At 43.1% G+C, this 23,690-nt stretch carries 22 protein-coding genes; 18 read left to right on the top strand and 4 right to left on the bottom strand.

The genetic code is table 11. The features are described from left to right. Positions 1–479 precede the first annotated feature (479 nt). From EAH55_RS07125 to EAH55_RS07175, 11 genes are all read left to right on the top strand, one after another. A complete protein-coding gene (locus EAH55_RS07125) occupies positions 480–1,145 on the top strand; it encodes an FAD-binding oxidoreductase (protein ID WP_121809077.1) in 666 nt (221 codons plus the stop codon). A 305-nt stretch (positions 1,146–1,450) separates the two neighbouring features. Then, positions 1,451–4,042, top strand: a complete 2,592-nt coding sequence (locus EAH55_RS07130) for a T9SS type B sorting domain-containing protein (protein WP_121809078.1) — start codon at positions 1,451–1,453, stop codon at positions 4,040–4,042. 392 nt (positions 4,043–4,434) lie between these two features. Continuing rightward, a complete protein-coding gene (locus tag EAH55_RS07135; protein WP_121809079.1) occupies positions 4,435–5,142 on the top strand; it encodes an ATP-binding cassette domain-containing protein in 708 nt (235 codons plus the stop codon). A 36-nt stretch (positions 5,143–5,178) separates the two neighbouring features. After that, positions 5,179–5,688 (top strand): hypothetical protein, encoded by a 510-nt coding sequence (locus EAH55_RS07140; RefSeq protein WP_121809080.1) that lies wholly within the window; start codon positions 5,179–5,181, stop codon positions 5,686–5,688. Between the two features lie 70 nt (positions 5,689–5,758). Beyond that, positions 5,759–6,349 (top strand): hypothetical protein, encoded by a 591-nt coding sequence (locus EAH55_RS07145; RefSeq protein ID WP_121809081.1) that lies wholly within the window; start codon positions 5,759–5,761, stop codon positions 6,347–6,349. A gap of 390 nt (positions 6,350–6,739) precedes the next feature. Next, positions 6,740–7,333 carry an outer membrane beta-barrel protein gene (locus EAH55_RS07150; RefSeq protein WP_121809082.1) on the top strand — a complete coding sequence of 198 codons (594 nt, stop codon included), beginning with the start codon at positions 6,740–6,742 and terminating at the stop codon, positions 7,331–7,333. Between the two features lie 218 nt (positions 7,334–7,551). Next, complete coding sequence (gene gldG, locus EAH55_RS07155) at positions 7,552–10,095, top strand: gliding motility-associated ABC transporter substrate-binding protein GldG (protein WP_121809083.1); 2,544 nt, start codon at positions 7,552–7,554, stop codon at positions 10,093–10,095. A gap of 33 nt (positions 10,096–10,128) precedes the next feature. Beyond that, complete coding sequence (dnaN, locus tag EAH55_RS07160) at positions 10,129–11,253, top strand: DNA polymerase III subunit beta (RefSeq protein ID WP_112572709.1); 1,125 nt, start codon at positions 10,129–10,131, stop codon at positions 11,251–11,253. Between the two features lie 114 nt (positions 11,254–11,367). Beyond that, entirely contained in the window at positions 11,368–12,063 is a 696-nt protein-coding gene (locus EAH55_RS07165) for a DUF4397 domain-containing protein (protein ID WP_121809084.1), read from the top strand. 8 nt (positions 12,064–12,071) lie between these two features. Beyond that, positions 12,072–12,812 (top strand): DUF4397 domain-containing protein, encoded by a 741-nt coding sequence (locus EAH55_RS07170; RefSeq protein ID WP_121809085.1) that lies wholly within the window; start codon positions 12,072–12,074, stop codon positions 12,810–12,812. A 45-nt stretch (positions 12,813–12,857) separates the two neighbouring features. Next, positions 12,858–13,508, top strand: coding sequence for a DedA family protein (locus EAH55_RS07175; protein ID WP_121809086.1), 651 nt, complete (start codon positions 12,858–12,860; stop codon positions 13,506–13,508). Between the two features lie 15 nt (positions 13,509–13,523). Here the strand turns inward: EAH55_RS07175 and EAH55_RS07180 are convergent, their stop codons facing one another. The 3 genes from EAH55_RS07180 to EAH55_RS07190 form a co-directional block, all read right to left on the bottom strand. Then, complete coding sequence (locus tag EAH55_RS07180; RefSeq protein WP_121809087.1) at positions 13,524–14,201, bottom strand: TapB family protein; 678 nt, start codon at positions 14,199–14,201, stop codon at positions 13,524–13,526. Positions 14,202–14,299: 98 nt separating this feature from the next. Beyond that, positions 14,300–15,262, bottom strand: a complete 963-nt coding sequence (locus EAH55_RS07185; protein ID WP_244228118.1) for a zinc dependent phospholipase C family protein — start codon at positions 15,260–15,262, stop codon at positions 14,300–14,302. Positions 15,263–15,334: 72 nt separating this feature from the next. Beyond that, entirely contained in the window at positions 15,335–16,093 is a 759-nt protein-coding gene (locus tag EAH55_RS07190) for a class I SAM-dependent methyltransferase (protein ID WP_121809088.1), read from the bottom strand. 245 nt (positions 16,094–16,338) lie between these two features. Between EAH55_RS07190 and rpsT the strand changes: the two genes are divergently transcribed. Together rpsT and radC are read left to right on the top strand one after the other, a co-directional pair. Further along, positions 16,339–16,593 (top strand): 30S ribosomal protein S20, encoded by a 255-nt coding sequence (gene rpsT, locus EAH55_RS07195; RefSeq protein ID WP_112572690.1) that lies wholly within the window; start codon positions 16,339–16,341, stop codon positions 16,591–16,593. 84 nt (positions 16,594–16,677) lie between these two features. Beyond that, positions 16,678–17,376, top strand: a complete 699-nt coding sequence (radC, locus tag EAH55_RS07200) for a RadC family protein (RefSeq protein WP_114936334.1) — start codon at positions 16,678–16,680, stop codon at positions 17,374–17,376. Between the two features lie 22 nt (positions 17,377–17,398). Here radC and EAH55_RS07205 read toward each other — a convergent pair whose 3' ends face one another. Continuing rightward, the gene (locus EAH55_RS07205; RefSeq protein ID WP_121809089.1) at positions 17,399–17,845 is read right to left on the bottom strand and encodes a DUF1572 family protein; all 447 of its coding nucleotides are present in this window, start codon (positions 17,843–17,845) and stop codon (positions 17,399–17,401) included. Positions 17,846–18,066: 221 nt separating this feature from the next. Between EAH55_RS07205 and pheT the strand changes: the two genes are divergently transcribed. The 5 genes from pheT (at position 18,067) to EAH55_RS07230 (ending at position 23,574) form a co-directional block, all read left to right on the top strand. Continuing rightward, positions 18,067–20,466, top strand: coding sequence for a phenylalanine--tRNA ligase subunit beta (pheT, locus tag EAH55_RS07210; RefSeq protein ID WP_121809090.1), 2,400 nt, complete (start codon positions 18,067–18,069; stop codon positions 20,464–20,466). A 99-nt stretch (positions 20,467–20,565) separates the two neighbouring features. Further along, complete coding sequence (locus EAH55_RS07215; protein ID WP_090529765.1) at positions 20,566–20,856, top strand: hypothetical protein; 291 nt, start codon at positions 20,566–20,568, stop codon at positions 20,854–20,856. 21 nt (positions 20,857–20,877) lie between these two features. Then, complete coding sequence (locus EAH55_RS07220) at positions 20,878–21,168, top strand: cell division protein ZapA (protein WP_090529762.1); 291 nt, start codon at positions 20,878–20,880, stop codon at positions 21,166–21,168. A 243-nt stretch (positions 21,169–21,411) separates the two neighbouring features. Next, positions 21,412–22,977, top strand: a complete 1,566-nt coding sequence (rny, locus tag EAH55_RS07225) for a ribonuclease Y (protein ID WP_112572683.1) — start codon at positions 21,412–21,414, stop codon at positions 22,975–22,977. Between the two features lie 63 nt (positions 22,978–23,040). Beyond that, on the top strand, positions 23,041–23,574 hold the full coding sequence (locus tag EAH55_RS07230) for an Mpo1 family 2-hydroxy fatty acid dioxygenase (RefSeq protein WP_121809091.1): 534 nt from the start codon (positions 23,041–23,043) through the stop codon (positions 23,572–23,574). The last annotated feature ends 116 nt before the right edge of the window (positions 23,575–23,690 follow it).

The raw sequence follows: 23,690 nt of genomic DNA on the forward strand, positions 1-23,690 counted from the left end.
TAAAGAAATTTCTGTATATTTGTATTGCCGAATGTTATCTCCAATAATAAGGCTGTCCATCATTGTCCATCAGGAGGAGTGTTACCCCCCGGCGGACGGACAGGTCAATCCAGTTCGGTTTACCCACTCATATTCTACAGGTCGGTAGCATCCGCTTACGGTCAAGGTTAATATTAATATACTAATATTAGCTAATGGAGGGGTATTTTCTAAAAGCGTCATTTCTTTAAATAAGCGTCATTGCGAGGTACGAAGCAATCTCCTACTTACAGATCAGCTATGCAAGTACCTCTGTACAGTTCGCGATTGCTTCGCATCTCGCAATGACGTATTCAGTTCGCAACTGCTACCTGCCTTATTATGTCGCAGTGTTGAGCTAATTTCTATCCCATTTGTAAATCACCTGCAATTATTAACATCAAATAAAACTATTAACCATTTGCTGCATTAATATTGTTAAACCAATAACACGCAAAGCCATGGAACAGATAGTGAAAATACTTTCGGCAAAATATGTTACCCATAATGTAAGGCAGTTCAGGCTTGAGAAACCATCGGGCTACAGCTTTATACCAGGGCAGGCTACTGAGCTATCTATCAATACCGAAGGATGGCAGGATGAAAAACGACCGTTTACCTTTACCTGCCTTAATAGCGATGATTACCTTGAGTTTACCATCAAAACCTATACAGACCATAATGGCGTTACCAACCAGTTGGGTAAGCTTAACGTAGGTGATGAGGTTATTATACGTGATGTATGGGGTGCTATTGAGTATAAAGGCGAAGGTTACTTTATTGCAGGAGGTGCAGGCATAACACCATTTTTGGCAATATTAAGGCAGCTCAATAATGATGGTGCCATAGGCAATAATAAGCTGTTTTTCTCAAACCGAACCGATAAGGATATCATTTTGGCAGATGAACTGAAAAGCATACTTGGCGAAAACGCTCACTTCAGCATCACCAATCAAAAAGATAGCATGTACGATACACGACGCATTAATGCCGATTTCCTGAAAGCCGAGATAAAAGACTTTTCAAAGCATTTTTACGTATGCGGTCCTGATGCTATGGTTGAAGAGATCAGCAGTTTATTAAGCGATTTGGGAGCTGATACCGAATCGGTAGTATTTGAGCGATAGTTAAAAAGCGTCATTGCGAGGCACGAAGCAATGACGCAGAGGTGAAGATACCTCGTACCTGGCAATGGCTGTGCGTCCGTCCGTCTGGGTGAACCCAACTCCCGGAAATTGAAAGCAGACAGATGCGTCCCCTGTGGTTCCTGTCCGTAAGTGCAACGGGCATATCTTTCCGGACGGACGACATCGGTCAATACTCCGTTTTTTTTACAGCGTTTAAATCCAACATCTTGCATCTTTTCTACGTATGAAGTAAAGGTTAGTTTTTACAAGCTTTTACTTTGACACCGTATCTCATCAGAATAATAATGTACCGGATGTTTTCCGTTGCACGAATCACTGCGTTTCTGCTTGTTTCGCTAAGCTTTTATGCTCCAAATTTATTTGCCCAGGCACCCGTTATAAAATATACAACGCCGCATACTTATAAGATCAATAAGCCTATAACGCCTTTAGTACCTGCTAATACTGGTGGGGCGGTACCTGCAACCATTTACGGACAGGTGAGTATTAAGGCTGGGCGTGGTATTTTCGGCTATTTTAGTACGGTGACGGGTGTTGCCGCTGATAAGAATGGGAACGTATTTTTTGCAGATTGGAATACTAATAAAATTTATAAAATAAACGCAGCGGGAAGTTTATCGGTAATAGCCGGAAGTGGAGCTACCGGCTGGAACGATGGATTAGGCCCCAAAGCAACTTTTAACCAGCCCGATGCACTGGTTTTGGATGCTGCAGGTAATTTATACGTTGGCGATCAGTCAAATAACCTGATCAGGAAAATAACACCTGCAGGTTTAGTAACCACGCTTGCCGGTACACCCAATGGGGTTGGTGCTACAAATGGTACAGGTTCAAACGCTACGTTTAATGGCCCAAGGGGTATGGCTGTAGATAATGCCGGAAATGTTTATGTTGCCGATGAGGCAAACAACCTGATCAGAAAAATAACGCCTGCGGGTGTGGTTTCTACGTATGCGGGTAGTGGTGCATCCGGGGCGGAAAATGGAGCTTCAAACTCAGCCTCATTTAACACGCCAACAGGTGTTGCGTTAGATACTGCAGGTAACCTGTATGTTTCCGATTCGGGAAATAACATGATCAGAAAAATAACGCCTGCAGGGGCGGTTTCTACAATAGCGTCAGGGTTTGATTTTCCGCGCGAACTTAGGGTAGATGGCACGGGCAATATTTATGTAGCTGAGCAGGGGCGTAATTTTATAAAAAGAGTAAGCCCCTCTGGCGCAGTAGCAATTGTAGCCGGAACAGGCAGATCTGATGCCAGCGGTGTCAGAAACATCGAATTTAACAGCCCCATTGGATTGGCCCTGGACGGAAACGGCAATCCATATGTTGGCGAAGGTGGCGGTGATGTTATAAAGATTGTGCTAACAGGCTACACCATTAACCATGTTCCATTGCCTTCGGGGCTGGTATTTGATCCTAAAACAGGCATTATTTCGGGTAAACCAACCGTATTGTTTCCGCCCACCGTTTACACTATAACGGGCTACAATAGTTATGGCAGTAGCACAACTACCATAACCATTGGGGTAGCCGGGTCGGTTACGCCCCAGTCCTCGGTTATTACTTTTTCGTCTCCTGCAATTGTTAACATAGATGTTGATGATATCCTGCACCCTAAGGCTACCAGTACCAATGCCGTAACACCAATCACCTATACCAGCAGCAACCCTGCTGTAGCCATTGTGGGAGCCGATGGGCAAATTAAGGCGGTGGCACCCGGTACAACTGTTATTACTGCTCATCAGGCCGGCAATGATGACTATACCGCCGCCGAACAGGTGTCCCAAACATTTACCGTGATGAAAAATCAGGAGATCACCTTTTCTACACTGGCCGATAAACCTACCTGTAGTGCTGATTTTGCGGCAGGGGCAATAAGTTCCAATTCCACCATCCCGCTTACTTATGTGAGCAGCAATACAGCGGTTGCCACGGTTTTGGCAACAGGTATTGTTCATATCGTTGGAGCGGGTTCTGCAACTATTACAGCATCGCAAAGCGGCAACAGTTTGTATAATCCGGCCACGCCTAAGTCGCAATTGTTAACCGTTACTCCCCCGGTTATGCCGTTGGTAACCATATCGCCAACGGGGTTGTTGGGAGGCTGCGATGGCCTGGAGGTTAAGTACACTGCCGATGCTCAAAATGCCGGTAATAATGCAACCTATCAGTGGATGGTAAATGGTCAAAACAGTGGCGATCATTCCAAAACTTTTACCAGCAGCGCATTACACACAGGCGATATCATTACCTGTGTGGTAATTAATAATGACGGATGTGTACCGTTAACTTCGCCGGTATCTAACGAGGCTACCATCAAAGTTGATCCCTCTGCTACGCTAACCCTAACCATCAGCTCATCAGTTAGCGGCACAATTACTTCGGGGGCACCGGTTACCTTTACAGCTGTATCTCCCAATACATTAAACAATCCTGTTTATCAATGGTATGTTAACGGGCAAACCGTGGGCACCAACAGCGCTACATTTACCAGCAAAACTTTAGCAAATGGCGATGTAGTTAACTGTAATATGACCTCGGGAGGCAAGTGTATTGCTAACCCATTGGTAAATTCAAATACCATTACGGTTGCAGTTATAGTTCCTGAAAAAGTTATAATACCCAATGTATTCACACCTAACGGCGATGGGCATAACGATAACTGGTATATTGTTGGGTTGCAGTCAAATACCCAATGCATTGTAAATGTTTATAACCGTCGGGGTGCCATCATATATCACTCGGTAGGCTACCCGCGTCCCTGGGACGGTACCAGCAATGGTATAACAGTACCTGCCGGAGCGTACTACTACATGATAGATACAAAAAACAGCAGCGGAAAGCTAACCGGGGAAGTAACGGTGTTGAGGTAGGGGGGAGTGGTTGGTTTTTGAGTGAGTGGTTGATTGGGTGAATGGTTGGTTATCGATAGAGAAAAGCGAGGCATAGCGCGATTCCCTCCCCCGGGAGGGTGTAGGGAGGGGTTTCAGCGTAATGCCTGGGCGTTGCAAAGGCGTATAAACCCCTCCCTGCCAAATCACAACCAAACACACCCCTCCCAAGGGAGGGAATATTAATAATTCCCCCTGTACAGTTCGCGATTGCTTCGTGCCTCGCAACGACGGGTTGTAAAGGGGGGAGCTAAGCAAATGCCCCTGTCTGCCCTCGTCCATCACCATTCGTGTTACCCCTTTACGGACGGACACCCACCAAATTCTCACATCACATGCCCCACATCTCAAATCTAAAATCTATTTTTACAGCCATGAGTATCAGTGTTGAGGCATTAACCAAGGTTTATGGCGTACAAAAGGCTGTTGATGGCATTAGTTTTACCGCCCAGCCGGGTGTATTGGGCTTTTTAGGGCCTAATGGCGCCGGTAAATCAACCACCATGAAAATCCTTACCGGCTTCATTCCGCAAACATCAGGCACTGCATCGGTATGTGGGTTTGATGTGGCCAAACAACCGCTTGAGGTTAAGCGCCGTATAGGTTACCTGCCCGAAAGTAACCCGCTGTATACCGATATGTATGTTAAAGAATCATTGGGCTTTGTTGCCGGCATCCATAAAATTCATGAGCCTGCCAAACGCATTGCCGATATCATTGAGCAAACAGGCCTCGGCCCCGAGCAGCATAAAAAAATAGGGCAGCTATCAAAGGGTTACCGCCAAAGGGTGGGGCTGGCACAGGCCATGCTGCATGACCCTGAAGTACTGATATTAGACGAGCCAACTTCCGGCCTCGATCCTAATCAGTTAATTGGTATTCGCCAGTTAATCCTCGATCTGGGCAAAACCAAAACCATTGTGCTTTCAACCCATATTATGCAGGAGGTTGAAGCCGTATGCAGCCGGGTTATCATTATTAATAAAGGCTCCATTGTAGCCAACGATACCTTACAGCAACTCCGCAAAAACAACGGAGGTAAATCGTTGGAGGAGGTGTTTATCAGCCTTACCAATAATTAAAGAATATTTACAGCAATCTTGTATTTTCGGCCCGTTATGAAAAAACTGTTATTGCTGCTGCTTATTCTCCCCGCTCTTAAAACCTATGCCCAGGATGCGCCGAAACCTTCAACCGCATTTGGCGCCGGTGTTGAGTTTGGTATTCCATCTCGCAGTTTGTATAATGTGGGTGTTGGGGCATCGCTTAAGTTGGAGCAGCCAATAGTAAATCCGGTAAGTTTAACCCTTACCGCCGGGTTCAGTAGCTTTTTTCGTAAAGATTCTCCTTTTAACAACGGCCACTCGGGTGGCGACATTTTTGTGCCCCTTAAAGCCGGGGTAAGATACAGTGTTAGCTCCGGCGTTTTCCTGGAGGCCGAGGCTGGTAGTGCTATCGAACTTAATTATGATGAGCGTAAGCTGTTCGCTTTTTCTGTTGGCCCTGCAATCCTGATCCCTACGGGTACTGATAACCGTAATTTTGAATTGGGCCTGAGGTACGAAAGCTGGTCGGCCCATACATTGCAGCAAACGGCTATCAGGTTTGCTTACCGCTTTGGCCGATAATAATATTTTTGTAGCGATATATTGCTGAAAAGCGTATCATCGTTAAATAACACCTGTAATCTTATACAACATGACTAACAAACCTATCCGCATCACATTCATTTTATTATTTACTGTATTTTCATTTGCCGCTAAAGCCCAGCGGGGCAAACAAACATCGTTAAGCATAGGGTCTGGAATAATTGCGCCGCTTAATATGAATAATCGCAATGATAGCGGCACCGACATTAATATAAATTCCGGCTTTAGCATTAACTTGACGATGGAAAAGCCCATAACCGAAACCCTGCATTTTACAGCAGCTACCGGCTTGGTTTTTACCGAATCAAACGCAGATTATTTATTTTCAAGTAGTTCGTCAAACGTTTTTTACGATAACAGCTATCATAATCTTTACGCTTACCTGCCGGTAACTGCCGGCTTAAAATATTACTGGGCAAAACACTTTTATGTAAATGCCGAAGCCGGCAGCGCTTTCAGTATCAATAGCAGGGCCCGTACCTCGTTTATTTATGCGGGCGGGGCAGGAGCTGTTGTACCAATAGGTCCGCATCATGGGCTTGATTTTGGTTTACAGTTTGAAAGAGGCTATAAAAATACCGATTACGACCACGCCATCAGTCAGTTGGTGTTAAATGTGGCTTATAAATATAGGTTTTAGGCTTTTGTAATTGTCTGGTTTTGGCCGGAGATGGTTGGTTCCCGGAGCGGACGGACACTTTAATATTTAATACCGAAAGTTCAAGCATGTTTAAATCCCCCCTCTTGAGAGTAGTAGCCCGTGAAAAGGCAGTCAGAAGGTTTTGATTTTAAGAATAGGGATTGCGCGATTCCCTCCCCTGCGAGGGTGTAGGGAGGGGTTTCATCGACAGGTTTATTCACTAAATGGCGTATAAACCCCTGCCTGCCAGTACGCAATCCTAACGCACCTCTCCCCAGGGGAGGGAATTGCCACTCCGACTTTTGCGAGTTGAATCATTTTGACAGATTTTTTTGTAGCGATATAAGGTTGAAGTACGTATAGTATTAAATAAAACTTAAAATCTTTATCATGATCAAAAAACCTATCCGTATCACATTAATTTTATTATTTGCTGTATTTTCATTTGCGGCAAATGCTCAGCAGGGCAAACAAACGTCATTAAGTATCGGTACTGAGGCTATTGTGCCAATTCGCGGCAGTTATAATGGCTCTGGCTTTGATCCTAAAACAAGCTTTGGCATTAATTTAAGGCTGGAAAAAACCATAACCCCGGCCCTGCATTTTACTGTGGGTACAGGGCTAACTTTTATGGAAGCAGATCGTACTTATTTAAATTTCGATGCACCTTATACCAGTTATTTGCCGGGTGGGGGTTACAGCAAAGCTCATGAAGTGTATGGATACCTGCCGGTAACTGCCGGTTTAAAATATTATTGGGCAAAATACTTTTATGTAAATGCCGAGGCCGGCGGTGCTTTCAAGGCAAGCGACAGATCAAAAACCTCGTTCCTCTATTCGGCTGGGGCAGGGGCGGTTGCTCCAATTGGTCCACATCACGGGCTTGACTTTGGTTTGCAGTTTGAGCGTAGCTATAGAAATATCGATTATGGGCGCCCGATGAGCCAGTTGGGTTTGCATGTAGCTTATAAGTACAGGTTTTAGGATTTTGTAGTTGTCCAACTGTTGTCTGCAGATGGTTGGTTCCCGGAACGGACGGACACTTTAATATTTATTTGATGCTGTAAGTTCAGTGTATTTAAAATCCCCTCTTGAGAGGGGGAGCGAAGGGATGAGCGATAGCAGGGGTATGTTTTACGATTGACTTATCAAAGCAGAAACACACCCCTACACCCCTCTCGAGAGGGGAATCGCTCAATCCCATGTTTTTATCCTTTGAGTTTCACAGTAAATTAACTAAATCCGAAATCGAAATTCCGAAATCCGATATCCTGTACCCTATATCCAAACGCACTTTGCTTTGGCGCAATATTGTTGTAATTTCGGCGCTTAACACAATATATTATAACGTGCTGAGCATCCTTAAAAAAGAAATAATATCATACCTGAGCTCGTTGGTGGCTTATGTTACCATAGGTGTATTTTTACTGGTGCTGGGTTTGTTTTTATGGGTATTCCCCGACTCGAGCATATTGGAATACGGCTATGCCGGTCTCGAAAGCTTGTTTAGCACAGCGCCATACCTGTTCATGTTCCTGATCCCGGCTATTACCATGCGTTCCCTTGCCGAAGAACGGAAAGAGGGTACTTTTGAGCTGCTGTTTACCCGCCCCTTAAAAGATTGGGAAATAGTGCTGGGCAAATACCTGGCCTGTTTATTAATCGTGCTTTTCGCACTGTTGCCTACACTGGTTTATTACTATTCGGTTAGCGCGCTGGGTATGCCGCATGGCAATATTGATACCGGGGCGGTAATAGGTTCATACATCGGTTTGTTTTTGCTGGGCGCTGTATTTGTGGGGATAGGTTTGTTTACCTCATCCATTACCAAAAATCAGATCATCGCTTTTACCATTTCCGTTTTCCTGTGTTTCTTTTTTTACAGCGGGTTTGATTCTACCAGTCAGTTGTTATCCCTGCAGGATCTGGGCTTGCAGAACTTAGGTATCACCCAGCACTATGATTCGGTAAGCCGTGGTGTGCTGGATACTCGCGATCTGGTTTACTTTATCATCACTACCGGTATTTTTATATGGCTTACCCTGTTTGTACTGGCAAAGCAACGCCAGGCAGGTTTAGGTAATGCTACGATGATAGGCATACCCCTGGTATTGTTTGTTTTGGCGATGTTATCTGCATTCACCTTCACCCGTTTTGATTTTACTGCCGAAAAACGCTTTACCCTTTCGCCCATCAGCACACAAATTATGGATAAGCTGCAAAAGCGTGTAAAGGTGGTGGTGTATTTACAGGGCGATAACCTGCCGGGCGGCTTTAAACGCCTGCAAAGTGCTACGCGCGATATGCTGAGCGATCTGCAGGCTTATAGTCACGGCAAAATCCAGTTTGAATTTCGCGACCCTTTGAAAGGTTTAAATAACGATCAGCAAAACGAGGTGATCCAGAATATGGCTGCCGAAGGTGTTGAGCCAACCAACCTGAGCGTTAAAACCGATAATGGCGTAACGCAAAAGCTGATATTCCCCTCGGCACTGGTATCGGCAGGAGGGAAGGATATCCCGGTGAAACTGTTATTAAGCCGTATTGGTCTTTCGCCCGATGAGGTGCTGAATAACTCTATCCAAAATCTTGAATACGCTTTTTCATCAGCCATAAAAAAAGCAGATGCCGGCGGGCGACCGCAAATAGGTTTCACCGAAGGGCATCATGAACTAACCGACCTGCAACTGAACGACGCTATGAAAACGCTTAGTGAAGGTTTCCAGGTAGGTAGGGTAGACCTCAGCGCTATTTCCTTCGCCGATCTGCAAAAGATCAAATTGCTGGTAATAGCCAAGCCCGATCAAAAGTTTAGCGAGGTAGAGAAATTTAAACTCGACCAGTATATCATGCACGGAGGCCGTGTATTATGGGCAATAGACCAGGTAAGCGCCGAACTGGATAGCCTCAGAGGGCATGGCGGCGAGCAATTGGCTTTCGCCAAGCAGCTTAACCTCGATGATCAGCTGTTCCGGTACGGCATCCGCATTAATTATGATCTGATAGCTGATATGAACTGTTCGCAGATCCCGGTAAGTACCGGCAACGTGGGCGGGCAGGCACAGATCCAGATGCTGCCGTGGTTGTATTACCCGGTATTTATCCCGCTAAGTAAACATCCGGTGGTAAAAAACCTTGATGGTATCAGCAGCGAGTTTGCAAGCTCTATCGATATCCTTGATACCAAAAACGTAAATAAAACGGTGTTGCTGACATCATCGCCCTATAATAAAAAGCTAACCGCCCCGCATATATTATCATTGCAGGCCCTGGAGCAGGAGCCAAACCCTAAGGAGTTTCAAAGTACACCTAAAATAACCGGCGTACTGTTAGAAGGCCGTTTTACCAGCGACTGGCAAAACCGGCCGCTGCCCGAAGGGCTTAAAGAGCAGATGCCTGTACTATCGCAAAGCGAGCCTACAAAAATGATAGTGATAAGCGATGGTGATATTTTAAAGAACCAGGTAGGTAACGATGGTTCGCCATATCCGTTAGGGTATGATCATTATACACATCAAACTTACGGCAATAAAAACCTGCTGCTTAATATAGCCGATTACATGACCGATGATTCGGGCCTGATAGCCTTGCGTACCAAGGAAATCAAGATCCGTTTGCTTGACAGGGCGCGTATCCGGGGCGAAAAAATGTATTGGCAGTTGGTTAATACCATTGCTCCGTTGTTATTAGTGTTAATATGTGCTATTTTTCAACATTATCTCCGCAGGCAAAAGTATGCCCGTTAAATTTTATATTTTTGATTGCTTAATTACAACCACATGAGATTTATTGTTTCTACCTCAACATTACTCAAACAACTGCAAGCGGTGAGCGGCGCATTGAGCAGCAGCACTGTGTTGCCTATATTGGAAAACTTTTTGTTCGAGATAAAGGATGGGAACTTGACCATTTCTGCTACCGACCTGCAAACCAGCATGACCACCTCTTTGCCTGTTGAGGCAAAAGAAAACGGGAGGATTGCTATCCCGTCGCGTATATTGTTAGAGACCCTGAAATCGTTACCCGAGCAGCCTGTTGCTTTTTCGGTTGATGATAAAACCTTCGCCATTGAAATTAACGCTGGTGATGGTAAATACAAACTGAGCGGCGAAAACGGCGAGGATTTCCCTAAGATCCCGGTTGTTGAAAACGCTTCATCGGTAAACCTGCCTGCTTCTGTTTTAGCCGAGGCTATCAACAAAACCATTTTCGCGGTAAGTAATGACGAGTTGCGCCCGGCCATGACAGGTGTATTCTGCCAGCTTACCACATCGGCACTTACCTTTGTATCAACCGATGCGCACAAACTGGTAAGGTACCGTCGTAAAGATGCCAAAGCAGCAAGCACAGCATCATTCATTTTACCTAAAAAAGCTTTAACCCTGCTTAAATCATCATTACCAAGCGATGATGTTAACGTATCGGTTGAATATAACAACACCAGCGCTTTCTTTAAATTTGGCAACATTAACCTTGTTTGCCGTTTAATTGACGAGCGTTACCCGGATTATGAGGCTGTTATTCCTCAAAACAATCCTAATAAATTAAATATCGACAGGCTTACTTTCCTGGGTTCATTAAACCGTGTGGCTATCTATGCTAATAAAACCACCCACCAGGTAAGGCTTAAAATAAACGGCAGCGAGTTAAATATCTCGTCAGAAGATATCGACTTCGCTAACGAAGCTCACGAGCGCCTGAGCTGCCAATATGAAGGCGAAGACATGGAAATTGGCTTCAATGCAAGATTTTTGATAGAAATGTTAAAGAACTTAAGCTGTGAAGAAGTATCTTTGGAAATGTCGACTCCAAACCGTGCGGGCTTATTGCTACCACAAGGCGGAGATGAAAATGAAGATGTGCTGATGCTGGTAATGCCGGTGATGCTCAATAGCTATGCTTAAGTGTAAACTTAAATTATAAATCCAAAACTAAGTCCGGTAACATAAAACCGGACTTTTTTTGTTCAGCACCCGATACCAAAAGTTACACTAAGCAGTTATAGCATATAATTGTATATGAAGATAAAGGTTAAAGTTTTATTGATGATTGCCGCGGCGGTAGGTTGCATAGCATCGTGCAAAAAAAATAATGATAAGCCCGATGCAGTGGATTCGTCAACATCATCATTAAACGTAATCAACGCAACATTTAATAATGTTAATGTTTACCAGAATGGTATCCGCATTAACAATACTACAACTTTTTACCCGGGGGGGACGCTGGGTTACATCCTGGTAAAAGCCGGCGCCCAAAGTTACTCGGTTAAGTTAGATGGTCCAAGCAACCCAAATCCCCTGTTCAGTTTGCCTTTAACACTTAGTAAAGATTCGGTGTATTCATTTTACATAGCAGGTAATACTGCCGATCAGGTATTTAAAACTACCGACGTCATAGTTGGAGATACAAGCAAGGTACCATCAGCCAAAATCAGGTTTGTAAATGCTTCGCCCGATGCCGGTAATATCAGTGTGCATTTTGAAGGTACAACAGCTGCCTTAGATACCGAAAAAGTAAATGGCCTTGGCTTTAAAACCACCTCCACTTTTTATTTGGTGGCGGCGGGCGAGCACAATATGGCCATGCATTCGGCTGCATTTCCGGGTACTGTTGTCAGGGATACGGTGCAATTGGTAGGCGGAAAGGTTTATACCTACTATGGTTTTGGTAATAAAAGTAGCGGTCTGGCAACAGGTCTGTTTACTAATCAATAATTACATTAATGGTTAATAAAAATAAAAGCAAGGTCCTGGTTTCGTTTTTTGCAGCTGTGATAGGTGCCCTTTTTTTATGCGGCATATCATCATGCGGCAAGGGAGGTAACGCGTCATCAGTAGGCCTCAATACCCAGTTTCAGATAGTCAATTTAAGTCCCGATATTCAGCCGGTATATCTTTATCAGCATTATATCAGGTATAGCACAACTACTTATACTTATCCTAACAGCTCGGGGTATTTTTATCTTTCAACATTGGAAGCGCCTTTACAGTTACGTACTGCAACTACTGCACCTACAATTTTGCTTCAGTTTGATAATGCGCTCAAAGCCAACCGGAAATATACCATGTTTATAACCGGTTACAGGAAGGACAGTTCCTTTGTCAGTTCGTTTATATTATCTGACAGTACCAGTTTGCCGCCTATAGGTAAAGGAAAAGTTAGGTTTGTGCATACATCTCCGGGTACAGCCGCCCTTGATTTGAGGGCAAATGATACGCTTATGGTAAGCGGCACCACGTTTAATAAGGTAACCCCATATTACGATCTTACTGCCGGCAATTACAATTTTACCATAAGGGCAACCCGTACCCCTACCAAAATTGAAACAACCCTGCAAAATATAACTATACAAGATGGCCGTGCTTATACCATATACACCAAAGGTGTTGTTGGCGCTGCCGATTCATTAGCTTTTGGAGCCGGTGTACTCACTAATAATCTGCTAAGTAAGACACTTCAGTAGCGGCTTTTTGTTTAATATTTATATTTTTGGGCAAAATTTACACCTGTGGAAGTAATAAAAAGCATCATCGACTTTATACTGCATATTGACAAGCACCTGGTACAAATCACCAGCGCTTACCAGGGATGGACCTACCTCATCCTTTTCCTGATCATATTTGCCGAAACTGGCTTTGTTGTAACTCCCTTTTTACCCGGCGACTCACTGCTGTTTGCAGCCGGTGCTTTAATTGCCGGTGGTAGTTCTGGTTTAGATATCTGGTTGCTGGGTATTATACTTATTGTAGCTGCATTTATAGGTAATACTGTAAACTACCTTTTAGGTAACTACCTTGGCCCCAAGGTATTTAAGGAAGAAAATAAGATCCTGAAGCTGGAATACTACCTTAAAACCAAAGCTTTTTTTGATAAACATGGTGGTAAGGCGGTGATCTTTAGTCGTTTTATGCCTATTATCCGTACCATAGCTCCTTTTGTTGCCGGTGTTGGCAGGATGCCTTTTTTACGCTATAGCCTTTATAACATCATCGGCGGCGCATCTTGGATCATCGTGTTCCTGTTTGCGGGTTACAAATTAGGCCAGGTAGATATCATAGCTAAAAACTTCTCATTGGTAGGCGTAATCATTATCCTGATATCAATATTGCCACCAATTTTTGCTGCTGTAAAAAGCCGTACCGCTAAAAATCCGGCATAAGTATGATTGATGCTATCAGTTAATGGCATCAAGCGTCATGGTTCCCATCAGTTTTTCGCCTTTGTAGGTTTCAGATTTAACAAACCGGCCAAGTTTAGGGCTGTACCACTCTACTACATGGAAATTGAACGGAATGCCAATGCCCATCATTTTCATTTTGGTAGTGCCATCGTAGCTGATTTTTAAACAATCGAAACTACCGGCATTGGTACTTATTGTTTCGGCTTGTTCAACTTTACGGTTTTTAATATCCATTTGCAGGTTGGCCAATTGCGCGCCGCCGCTGCCCATATCAATGGTTACGGAGCCATCATCTAAAGTTTGCCCGGCTTTCATATCGGTAGGGTAGGTAAGGTATTTGGCTTCGCCACTTACCTGCATGTTGCCCTTCATGCTGGCGGCCGGTACAAATGATTTCATATCTACTTTGATAGTATTGCCTGTGCATATCATTTCAGAATCGCCGTTGCCTATAGTTTTACCGTTTTTGTCATTTATCTCGGCATGCACCGAAACTGTTGTGGCGTCTTTTTTTGTGGTGGTATAAACGGCAGTCATTTGCTGTTTACCTTTGGCATCCTGGCTTACGTAGGTAAGCTTCTTGCCATTAGCATTGTTTACAAATTGGCTGCAATTTTGGGCGATAACTGCTTTTGAGCACAATATCATTACCAGGAAAAATAATTTCTTCATAGCGTAATAATTTAATGTGGATGACTAACGCTAAGTTGCAGGAAATGCAATGCGGAAACAATGTTGCTACTACCCGTTTGATGTTCGGGTTTTACGTATTAATGGTTAATTACCAGTGCTTTGCCTGATTGGTAAAGTGTTTCCTCTTGCTGAAGTTTAGCTTTTTGCTCATTGCTTAAAGGCGTAGCGATAAGCTTATCCAGATCTGGTTGCCCGGCATCAACCCAGGCCGAATACCAGAAACTGCCTGCAGAAAGTATGGAGGCCCGCATTTGCCTTGCTACCATCCCTCTCAGCATTTTATGATAAGCCTGGCTGTAGGCTGCGGAGTAATCGCTGATCTGCTTTTTGCCATGTTGGACCAATTCGTATTTTTTATCCTGCGGATAGGTTTTGTTCAGGATGCGTTCAAAACGTAAAACTGTATCTACGCGTTTATAGGTAGCCTTGCATATACGGAAGGCCTCGTTAAGTGGGTTATCAATATACCGGGCTTTACCAATATAATAATTATAATGATCGGCAAACAGTTCCGGCAAACGGCTTTCCCAAAGGGCGTGAATGCCGGTTTGCCCGGTAAGCTGGCCATTATAGTTTTGGGTTAAGTGGAGGGGCACATGGGCATCGGCAATATAATGCCCTAAATATGCCGAGGCATTAAGTATACCACTGGTATCGTGCGCTTTAAAAGCCCGCACCAGCCGGTAATATTGGTATTGTATGGCCCATGGAACGGTGCCATATTTAATGATGGTATCTTTGGGGTATTTGGCAATCGCGTCCTTCCATTTTTTAGGCATGGCCTCAAATGGTTTTTTGCCATAGTGATCGGCATCAAAGAAATGGCGGGGTGCTTCTGATGAGTCAACGTAGCGGCGTTTATCAGGGCTCACGGCATGTTCTGTTATATAATCGATATTGGCCTTGTAAAAGCCCGACATGGCCTTAGGTAGCGTGAAAACAGCCAACCGGTTAATGCGGTAATGCGCAAAGAATCCCCATGATGAGCATAACATGATTAAACAGATTCCTGTTATGCTTAAAATGATACGGCGGTTCATGGGTTAAAGATGCAATTTAAAGGGGAGTTTTAAATTACAAAATATATTTCTCCCTTAACAAGCTTCCCAGTTTTACAATTTGCCAGAATATACTTTGGTATCGTAATTGATTACAATAACCCCATTGCGCTGAAATTTATCAAAAAGTGCTTGTAAGTCATTAATCATTGGCTGGTACCCCGCATCGTTGCGTGTAGGCATGTATGACGATGACAGCAGCCTGCCTTTCAGACCTTCAAAATCAAAAATCTGTTTATTGGCAAATATTTCGAGGAGAACAGGTTCCGGATTAAAGAAATCTTCGATCTGTTCAGTATCGATATTGCGGTGATCAACCGTTACATAATCGTTGCCATGTTTTATGATAAGTTCATCATACTCCTGTTCAAAAGCCGACGTTGTCTTTCTTTCATTCCAGATCAGGGTAACAATGCCATCCGGCTTCAGGATCCTTTTAAACTCGGTGTGGGTTTTTTCCGCGTCAAACCAGTGAAAAGCCTGTCCGACTATAATGGCGCTAACTGTATTGTCCTCAATGCCTGTATTTTCGGCTGTGCCGTTTTTGGGGATAAAGCCGTGGTATGAGCCCAATAATTCAATAGCCTTTTCGCGCATCTCCAGGTTGGGTTCAACGGCAATTACCCGGTAGCCTTTATTCAGGAATAAGGCAGTAGATATACCTGTGCCTGCACCAATGTCTGCAATAAGCTTGTCCTGGGTCAGGTTATAGGTGTCATGTAAAAATTTAACAATTTCGGCAGGGTAGCCGGGGCGATATTTTACATAATCTTCAACCCGGTTGCTAAACCTGGTGGTGCTGTTGATAACCATGATGCGATAACTTTAGTTATTAATAACGCCGCAAAAATCAATGTGTTGTATGAACGCTTTGTAAACCTTACGTTAATAGCCTATTAAAAAGGGTATGGCGGAGGTTGTAAGGTAATAGGTAATCCTGCACATTATCAATTCAATTACTTCAAAATATAAATCAAAAAACCATTTGCATATTAAATTTAATCGCCCTATATTTGCAGTCCTTAAAATAAGTAGAAAAGAATAACAAGCTATACGAGATGGCAAATCATAAATCATCATTAAAAAGAATCAGGGCAAACGCTGCGAAGCGTCTGCGTAACAGGTACCAGGCTAAAACAACCAGGAACGCTATTAAAAAATTAAGAAACACTACTACCAAAGCTGATGCAACTGCATTGTTAGGTAAAGTAATTTCTATGCTTGATCGTTTGGCTAAAAAGAACGTTATTCACAAAAACAAAGCTTCGAACAATAAATCAAAGCTTACTAAATTTGTTAACGGCTTAAGCTAATCTTAGCTATTTAAAATATACTAAGGGGATAGTGTACCAACACTGTCCCTTTTTTTGTTTAACGCTTTTTCATACTTTCAGGGCGTGGAAAACTACGAGAGTAAGATCAGTATCAAATCATGGGCCGAGGAAGACCGCCCGCGGGAAAAACTAAGCGGGCAAGGTCGTCGCGCCCTTACCGATGCCGAACTGATAGCGATATTGATTGGCTCGGGCAGCCGTACCGAAACCGCGGTTGAGCTGAGCAAGCGTATTTTGCATCATTATGATAACGACCTCAATAAACTGGGTAAGGCTTCAATAACCGAGTTGTCTAAATTTAAAGGAATAGGAGAGGCTAAGGCCATATCTATTATAGCGGCGCTTGAAATCGGTCGCCGCCGTAATGAATCTGAATCCGGCGCCATTGAGGTGATTACTTCAAGCAGGGATGGTTACAATGTGATGCGCCGGCACCTGATGGATCTGAACCACGAAGAGTTTTGGATCATACTATTAGGGCGTTCCAATAAAGTATTAGGGAAAGAGCTCATCAGTAAGGGCGGGTTATCGGCAACGGTGTGCGATCCTAAAATTATTTTTTATTCGGCCCTGCAATACCAGGCCAGTGGACTGATCCTCGTCCATAATCACCCGTCTGGTAACCTGAAACCCAGTAACGAAGATATCCAACTTACCAAAAAAATAAGCGCCGCAGGCCGAATGCTTGACATCGGCGTGTTCGATCACTTGATAATTACCGATGGCGGCTATTTGAGTTTAGCCGACGAAGGGATGATGTGATTTGGAGGTGTACAAACTATAGTCAATTATCCAGCAGCCGGCGATGGTAGTTTATTTGACCCAAATGGTAGCTTAAATGCATGGCAAGGTGAACAAAAAAGTATTCGGTAGATGCATCTTTTAGGATTATTTCAGCCGGGTATTTTTCGTTCAACTGATCGTCTGAAATCATATCGAAGGTTTTTTCGATCATGAGGATTGTATGTTCTATTTTATCCAGCAATTCTGAGCGCGGTATATCTTTTAGCGCAAATTCATCAACGCGGTTTCTTACATAACCGGTTTTTCCAAACTCTGCACCGATGTAGGTGTTAAGGTTGCCAACCAAATGTAAACAAAGGTTGCCCGCAGAATTTAATATACTCTTTTCAATATGCCAGAGCTTTGTCTCGTTTTGGTAAGCTTCTATTTCCTGCTTTAATTTTTCAAGGTCACGGATGATCAATGCTTTAAGCGTATCTTTTATCATAGTTTGATGGAAATGGTTGAAGTTTATTCCGGGAAAATCTTTGGATTAACAATGCAATGTAAGTTATTTTATAATTGATTGCCAAGATTTCGATTCAGGGTTAGCTTTATTTGTTGAGCAAGTAACATTGGTTTGCATAATCAAGAATCATCTTAAATCTGCATATCTACCAACCCCACATCCGAAATCTTTATATCTTTGCCGATTATCATTTCGGAATAATGAAAATATCTTATAACTGGCTTAAAGAATTTATTGATACTGATAAAATGCCTCAGGAAATTTCAATCATACTCACCGGAACCGGTTTGGAAGTTGAAAGTCTGGAGAAAGTACAGGCTGTTCCCGGTGGACTGGAAGGCCTGGTGATTGGCTACGTAAAGGAATGTGTTGATCATGCCAATTCTGATCACCTGCATGTTACTAAGGTTGATGTAGGCACCGGCGAAGATCTGCAGATTGTTTGCGGTGCTGCTAACGTAGCTGCCGGACAAAAAGTAGTGGTTGCGGTAGTTGGCTCAACAGTTTACCCAACCAGCGGCGAGCCTTTTGCTATCAAAAAATCGAAGATCAGGGGTGAAGAATCTCACGGGATGATCTGCGCTGAGGATGAGATAGGTTTAGGAACCAGCCATGCGGGTATTATGGTATTGCCGGAAGATGCACCTGTAGGTACTCCAGCTAAAGAATATTTCAAGCTGAACGACGATTACATGTACGAGATTGGCTTAACCCCTAACCGTGCCGATGCGGCTTCGCATTTGGGTACTGCAAGGGATATTGCCGCTTTCCTGAAAATAGGTATTCACAAGCCCGATGTAAGCGCTTTTAAAGTTGATAACACAAGCCGTACGATTGAGGTTATTGTGGAAAACGAACAGGCTTCACCGCGTTATTCAGGTTTAACCATCAGTGGTGTTGAAGTTAAAGAATCACCACAATGGTTAAAAGAGCGTTTGGCTGTTATCGGCATCCGTGCTATCAATAACATTGTGGATGTTACCAACTACGTGTTACATGAGCTTGGTCAACCGTTACATGCTTTTGATGCCGATGAAATAACCGGCGGCAAGGTATTGGTAAAAAATTACGCCGAAGGTACCGTATTCAAAACACTTGATGAGGTAGACAGGAAGCTATCTGCCGATGATCTGATGATTGGTAATGCCGAAGAGCCTATGTGTATAGCCGGAGTATTTGGCGGCGCTAAATCGGGCGTTAAGGAATCAACCAAAAATATTTTCCTGGAGAGTGCCTACTTCAACCCGGTATCTGTTCGTAAAACTTCAAAAAGGCATGGTTTAAAAACCGATGCTTCGTTCAGGTTTGAGCGTGGTACCGATCCGGATATGACCGTTTTTGCATTAAAACGTGCTGTATTGCTGATTCAGCAGGTGGCGGGTGGTCAGGTATCGTCAGAAATTTCTGATCATTACCCGGCTCCGGTTGCACCGTTCGCTGTGGAGATCACCTATGATACAATCGATAAACTGATTGGTAAGAAGATTGGCAATGATGAGATCAAGGGTATCATCACGGCGCTTGATATTAAGATAGTGAATGAAACTGCGGATTCGCTATCATTACAAGTACCGCCATACCGCGTGGATGTTACCCGCGATGTGGATGTGGTTGAAGAGATCCTGAGGATTTATGGTTATAATAACATCGAGATCCCTACCCAGATCAGGGCATCGCTAAATAACTCTACCCGCCCGGAGAAAGATACCGTTCAAAACCAGTTATCTGATTTGTTGAGCGCGAATGGATTTAATGAGATCCTGGCCAACTCGCTTACAAAGTCTGCTTATTCAGATAACCTGGATACTGCCGTTAAGATCCTCAACCCGTTGAGTAGTGATCTTGACGTAATGCGTCAAACGCTTTTGTATTCAGGTTTGGAAGCCATCGCTTATAACCAGAACCGCCGGAGCTCAGATTTGAAATTTTATGAGTTTGGCAAAGTGTATAAACTGGAAAATGATAAATACATCGAAACCCAGCGTTTCAGTATTTTCATTACAGGGGCTAATGCCGGCGAGCAATGGAACCAAAAATCGAAACCTGTATCATTCTACAATATCAAGGCTGTAGTTGATGGTATTTTACAACGCCTGAACATCAGCAACTTCACTGTTGAGGATGCAATCTGCAAAAAAATGTCGTTTGGCATTCAATACATGCTTAATGGTAAGCAATTGGTAAAATTTGGTTCGGTTGCCGGTACTTCATTGAAAAAGGCTGATGTTGATAAAGAGGTGTTCTACGCCGATTTCAATTTCGACCTTGTATTGGCAGCCATCCGCAAAAATAAGATCGTTTTCCAGGATGTTTCAAAATTCCCGGCCGTAAGGCGCGATCTTTCTATGCTGATAGATCAAAGCGTATCATTTGGCCAGTTGAAACAAATTGCCCTGCGTACTGAGCGTAAATTGCTGAAAGAAGTTGATGTGTTTGACGTTTACCAGGGAGATAAATTGCCTGCAGGTAAAAAATCATACGCTTTAAGTTTCATTATCCAGGATATCGAGAAAACGTTAACGGATAAGGCTATTGATTCTATTATGCAGAAATTAATTTATAATTTAGGAAAAGAAGCCGGAGCAGAGATAAGGAAGTAGTTAAGTGAATGGTTGATTGGGTGAGTGGTTGATTAGGTTATTCCTGATTGACGAGCTTCATTAAACTCAATCAACTTAATCAACCAATTAACCAAAAACATGGCCTCATTAGCAGAGCAGTTAAATAAAATTGTAGATAAAACCGAGCGCCTGATTGAACTGTGCGCTGCTTTGCAGGAAGAAAATGATCTTTTAAAACTGGAGAGCGAGGCGCTTACAGTAGCCCTTAATGCCAGTAAGGCCAAGACAAAAGAACTGGAAGAAAAATTAAAAGTTGTTAAAGTTGCCAAGTCTTTTTCTGAAACAAATGAAAAAAGTGTTGACATTAAGCAAAAAATTAACGACTTTGTGCAGGAAATAGATAAGTGTATTGTATTATTGAAAAAATAGTACAAAAAGTGAAAAGCTCAAATGGGAGAAATCTCAATAAAAATAAATATTGCTGACCGTGTTTACCCCTTAAAGGTTAACATGGAAGAAGAAGAAATAATACGCAGGGCGGCTAAGCTGATCAACGACCGGATAAAAGAATATCAAGAAAATTATGCGGTTAGGGATAAGCAGGATTTACTTTCAATGTGTGTGTTGCATTATGCTACATCATCATTAAAGGCTGAAAAGAAAGTTACCGTGGAGGATACCGAGGTAACAGAAAAAGTTTATCATTTAGATCATTTGTTGACCGAATTTTTTTCGAAGTAATAAACGTTCTTTACATAATATACAAGAGCACATTAAGATTTAACCGCAGTTAAATTTTAGGTTTCACTATTAAAAACTTAACGCTTCAATATTAAGCGGATCAAGAGGCATGCGTTAGTTGCGATTAACGTTAACCAACCCATGGTCCCCAATATCCGAAATGAAGTTTTAAATACATGATACTTAAAAGTTAGTTGCGGTTTTTTTATTTACATACATATATACAACACCACCAAACCTAAAATGGACATATTACTATACGTTATCATCGGCCTGCTTGTAGGCGCCATCATTGGCGTTTTGATTGGCCGCTTCCTGCTTCGAAAGCTTTTCAAAGACCAGGAAGCCTCAGCTCAGAATAAAGTGAAAAAGATTTTAAAAGATGCTGAAAATAATGCCGAGATCCTGAAGAAAAACAAACTGCTTGAAGCAAAAGAGAAATTTTTGCAGATGAAAGCTGAGCACGAGCAGGAAGTTAACAATAAAAACAACGCTGTAAACCAACGTGAAAATAGCGTTAAACAAAAGGAGCAATCATTAAATCAGCGCCTGGAAAACGTTAACCGCAAAGAGAGCGAGCTTGACAATACCCGTAAAAACCTTGAAAAACAAACAGAGGTAGTAGTTAAAAAGCAGGACGAGGTTGAGCACCTCAAAAATCAGCATATCCAGCAACTGGAAACCATCGCCGGTTTATCTGCCGATGATGCTAAAAACCAATTGGTGGATACCCTGCGCGAAGAGGCCCGCACAAAAGCCATGATCCAGATCAAGGATATTGTTGACGAGGCTAAATTAACTGCCACCAAAGAGGCCAAGAAAATAGTTATCCAAACTATCCAGCGTACCGCTACTGAAAGCGCTATTGAAAATACAGTATCTATTTTCAACATTGAAAATGACGAGATCAAAGGCCGTATCATCGGTCGGGAAGGTCGTAACATCCGCGCTTTGGAAGCTGCAACCGGTATCGAGATCATTGTTGATGATACCCCGGAGGCTATCATTCTTTCAGGTTTTGACCCGGTAAGGCGCGAGATTGCCCGTTTGGCAATGCACCGTTTGGTTACCGATGGTCGTATCCACCCTGCACGTATTGAGGAGGTGGTTGCCAAAACCAAAAAGCAAATTGAAGAAGAAATTGTTGAGATAGGTGAGCGTACCGTTATTGACCTTGGTATTCATGGTTTACACCCAGAACTGATCCGTATGGTTGGCCGTATGCGTTACCGTTCGTCATATGGTCAAAACCTGTTGCAGCACTCGCGCGAGGTTGCAAACTTCTGCGCTACTATGGCTGCTGAGTTGGGCCTTAACGTAAAGCTTGCTAAACGTGCCGGCTTACTGCATGATATTGGTAAAGTGCCAGATGATAACCCGGAACTGCCTCACGCTATTTTAGGTATGCAACTGGCCGAAAAATATAAAGAACATCCTGAAGTTTGTAACGCCATTGGTGCTCACCACGATGAAATTGAGATGACCTCAATGCTATCACCTATAATTCAGGCTTGTGATGCTATATCAGGTGCACGTCCTGGTGCCCGTCGCGAGGTTGTTGAAAGCTACATAAAGCGTTTGAAAGAGTTGGAAGAATTAGCGCTTTCATATCCGGGTGTAGAGAAAACCTTTGCGATACAGGCAGGCCGCGAACTGCGTGTTGTTGTTGAGAGCGAAAAGATCAGCGATGCACAATCAGAAGTGTTGGCTGCTGATATTTCAAACAGGATCCAGACAGAAATGACTTATCCTGGTCAAATTAAAGTTACCGTTATCAGGGAAACCCGCTCGGTAGCATTTGCCAAGTAATCATTATAAAATTAAACAGCACCCTTCCGGCACAAAACCGGAGGGGTTTTTTATTTTTACAGCGTGGCCACGAAAACAAACAACAAACAGAAAGAAACTGTAAATATTGATGAACGCCCGGTTGATCGCTATTTCAGGGAATATGAAGAAGCTCACCAAGATAGGGTTAACCGTATGATACATTATATCTGTATCCCAACTTTAGCGTTTAGCCTCTTCGGATTGATCTGGGCCGTTCCTTTTCCGCATTTGGGCTTTTTAGGAATTTATAATGGATATTTTAACTGGGCCTCATTTGTTATCGCTATTGCCATCTATTTCTATTTAAAGCTATCGCCAATTATATCTTACTTTATTCTATTTATTTTATTGGGGTTCAGTTACGGTATAATGGAGTTGGTAGCATGGCAGCAAACGGGAGGGCCTGCTATGTGGCTATTATGTGTTTCTATGTTTATTCCTTCTGTAAGCGCGTTGCTCATAGGCAATAGCCGCGAACCGGAATTTGCCAAAAATAAACTCAACATCAAATCATTAGCTATAGCACCGGCATACCTGCTGAATCAATTGCTTAATAAGCTGAGAATCAAAAGTTGATCTTATCATATTGTTTATTAAGCATTTGTTAAAAACCTAACTATTGTTAGTTCGGCAGATTGGCTTAATAAAGACAGCTTTTAGTCTTAATGTGCATAGTTGTGTAATTTATGTTC

It is taken from the genome of Mucilaginibacter kameinonensis, from assembly GCF_003675385.1.
In the GTDB taxonomy this organism is placed as follows: domain Bacteria; phylum Bacteroidota; class Bacteroidia; order Sphingobacteriales; family Sphingobacteriaceae; genus Mucilaginibacter; species Mucilaginibacter kameinonensis.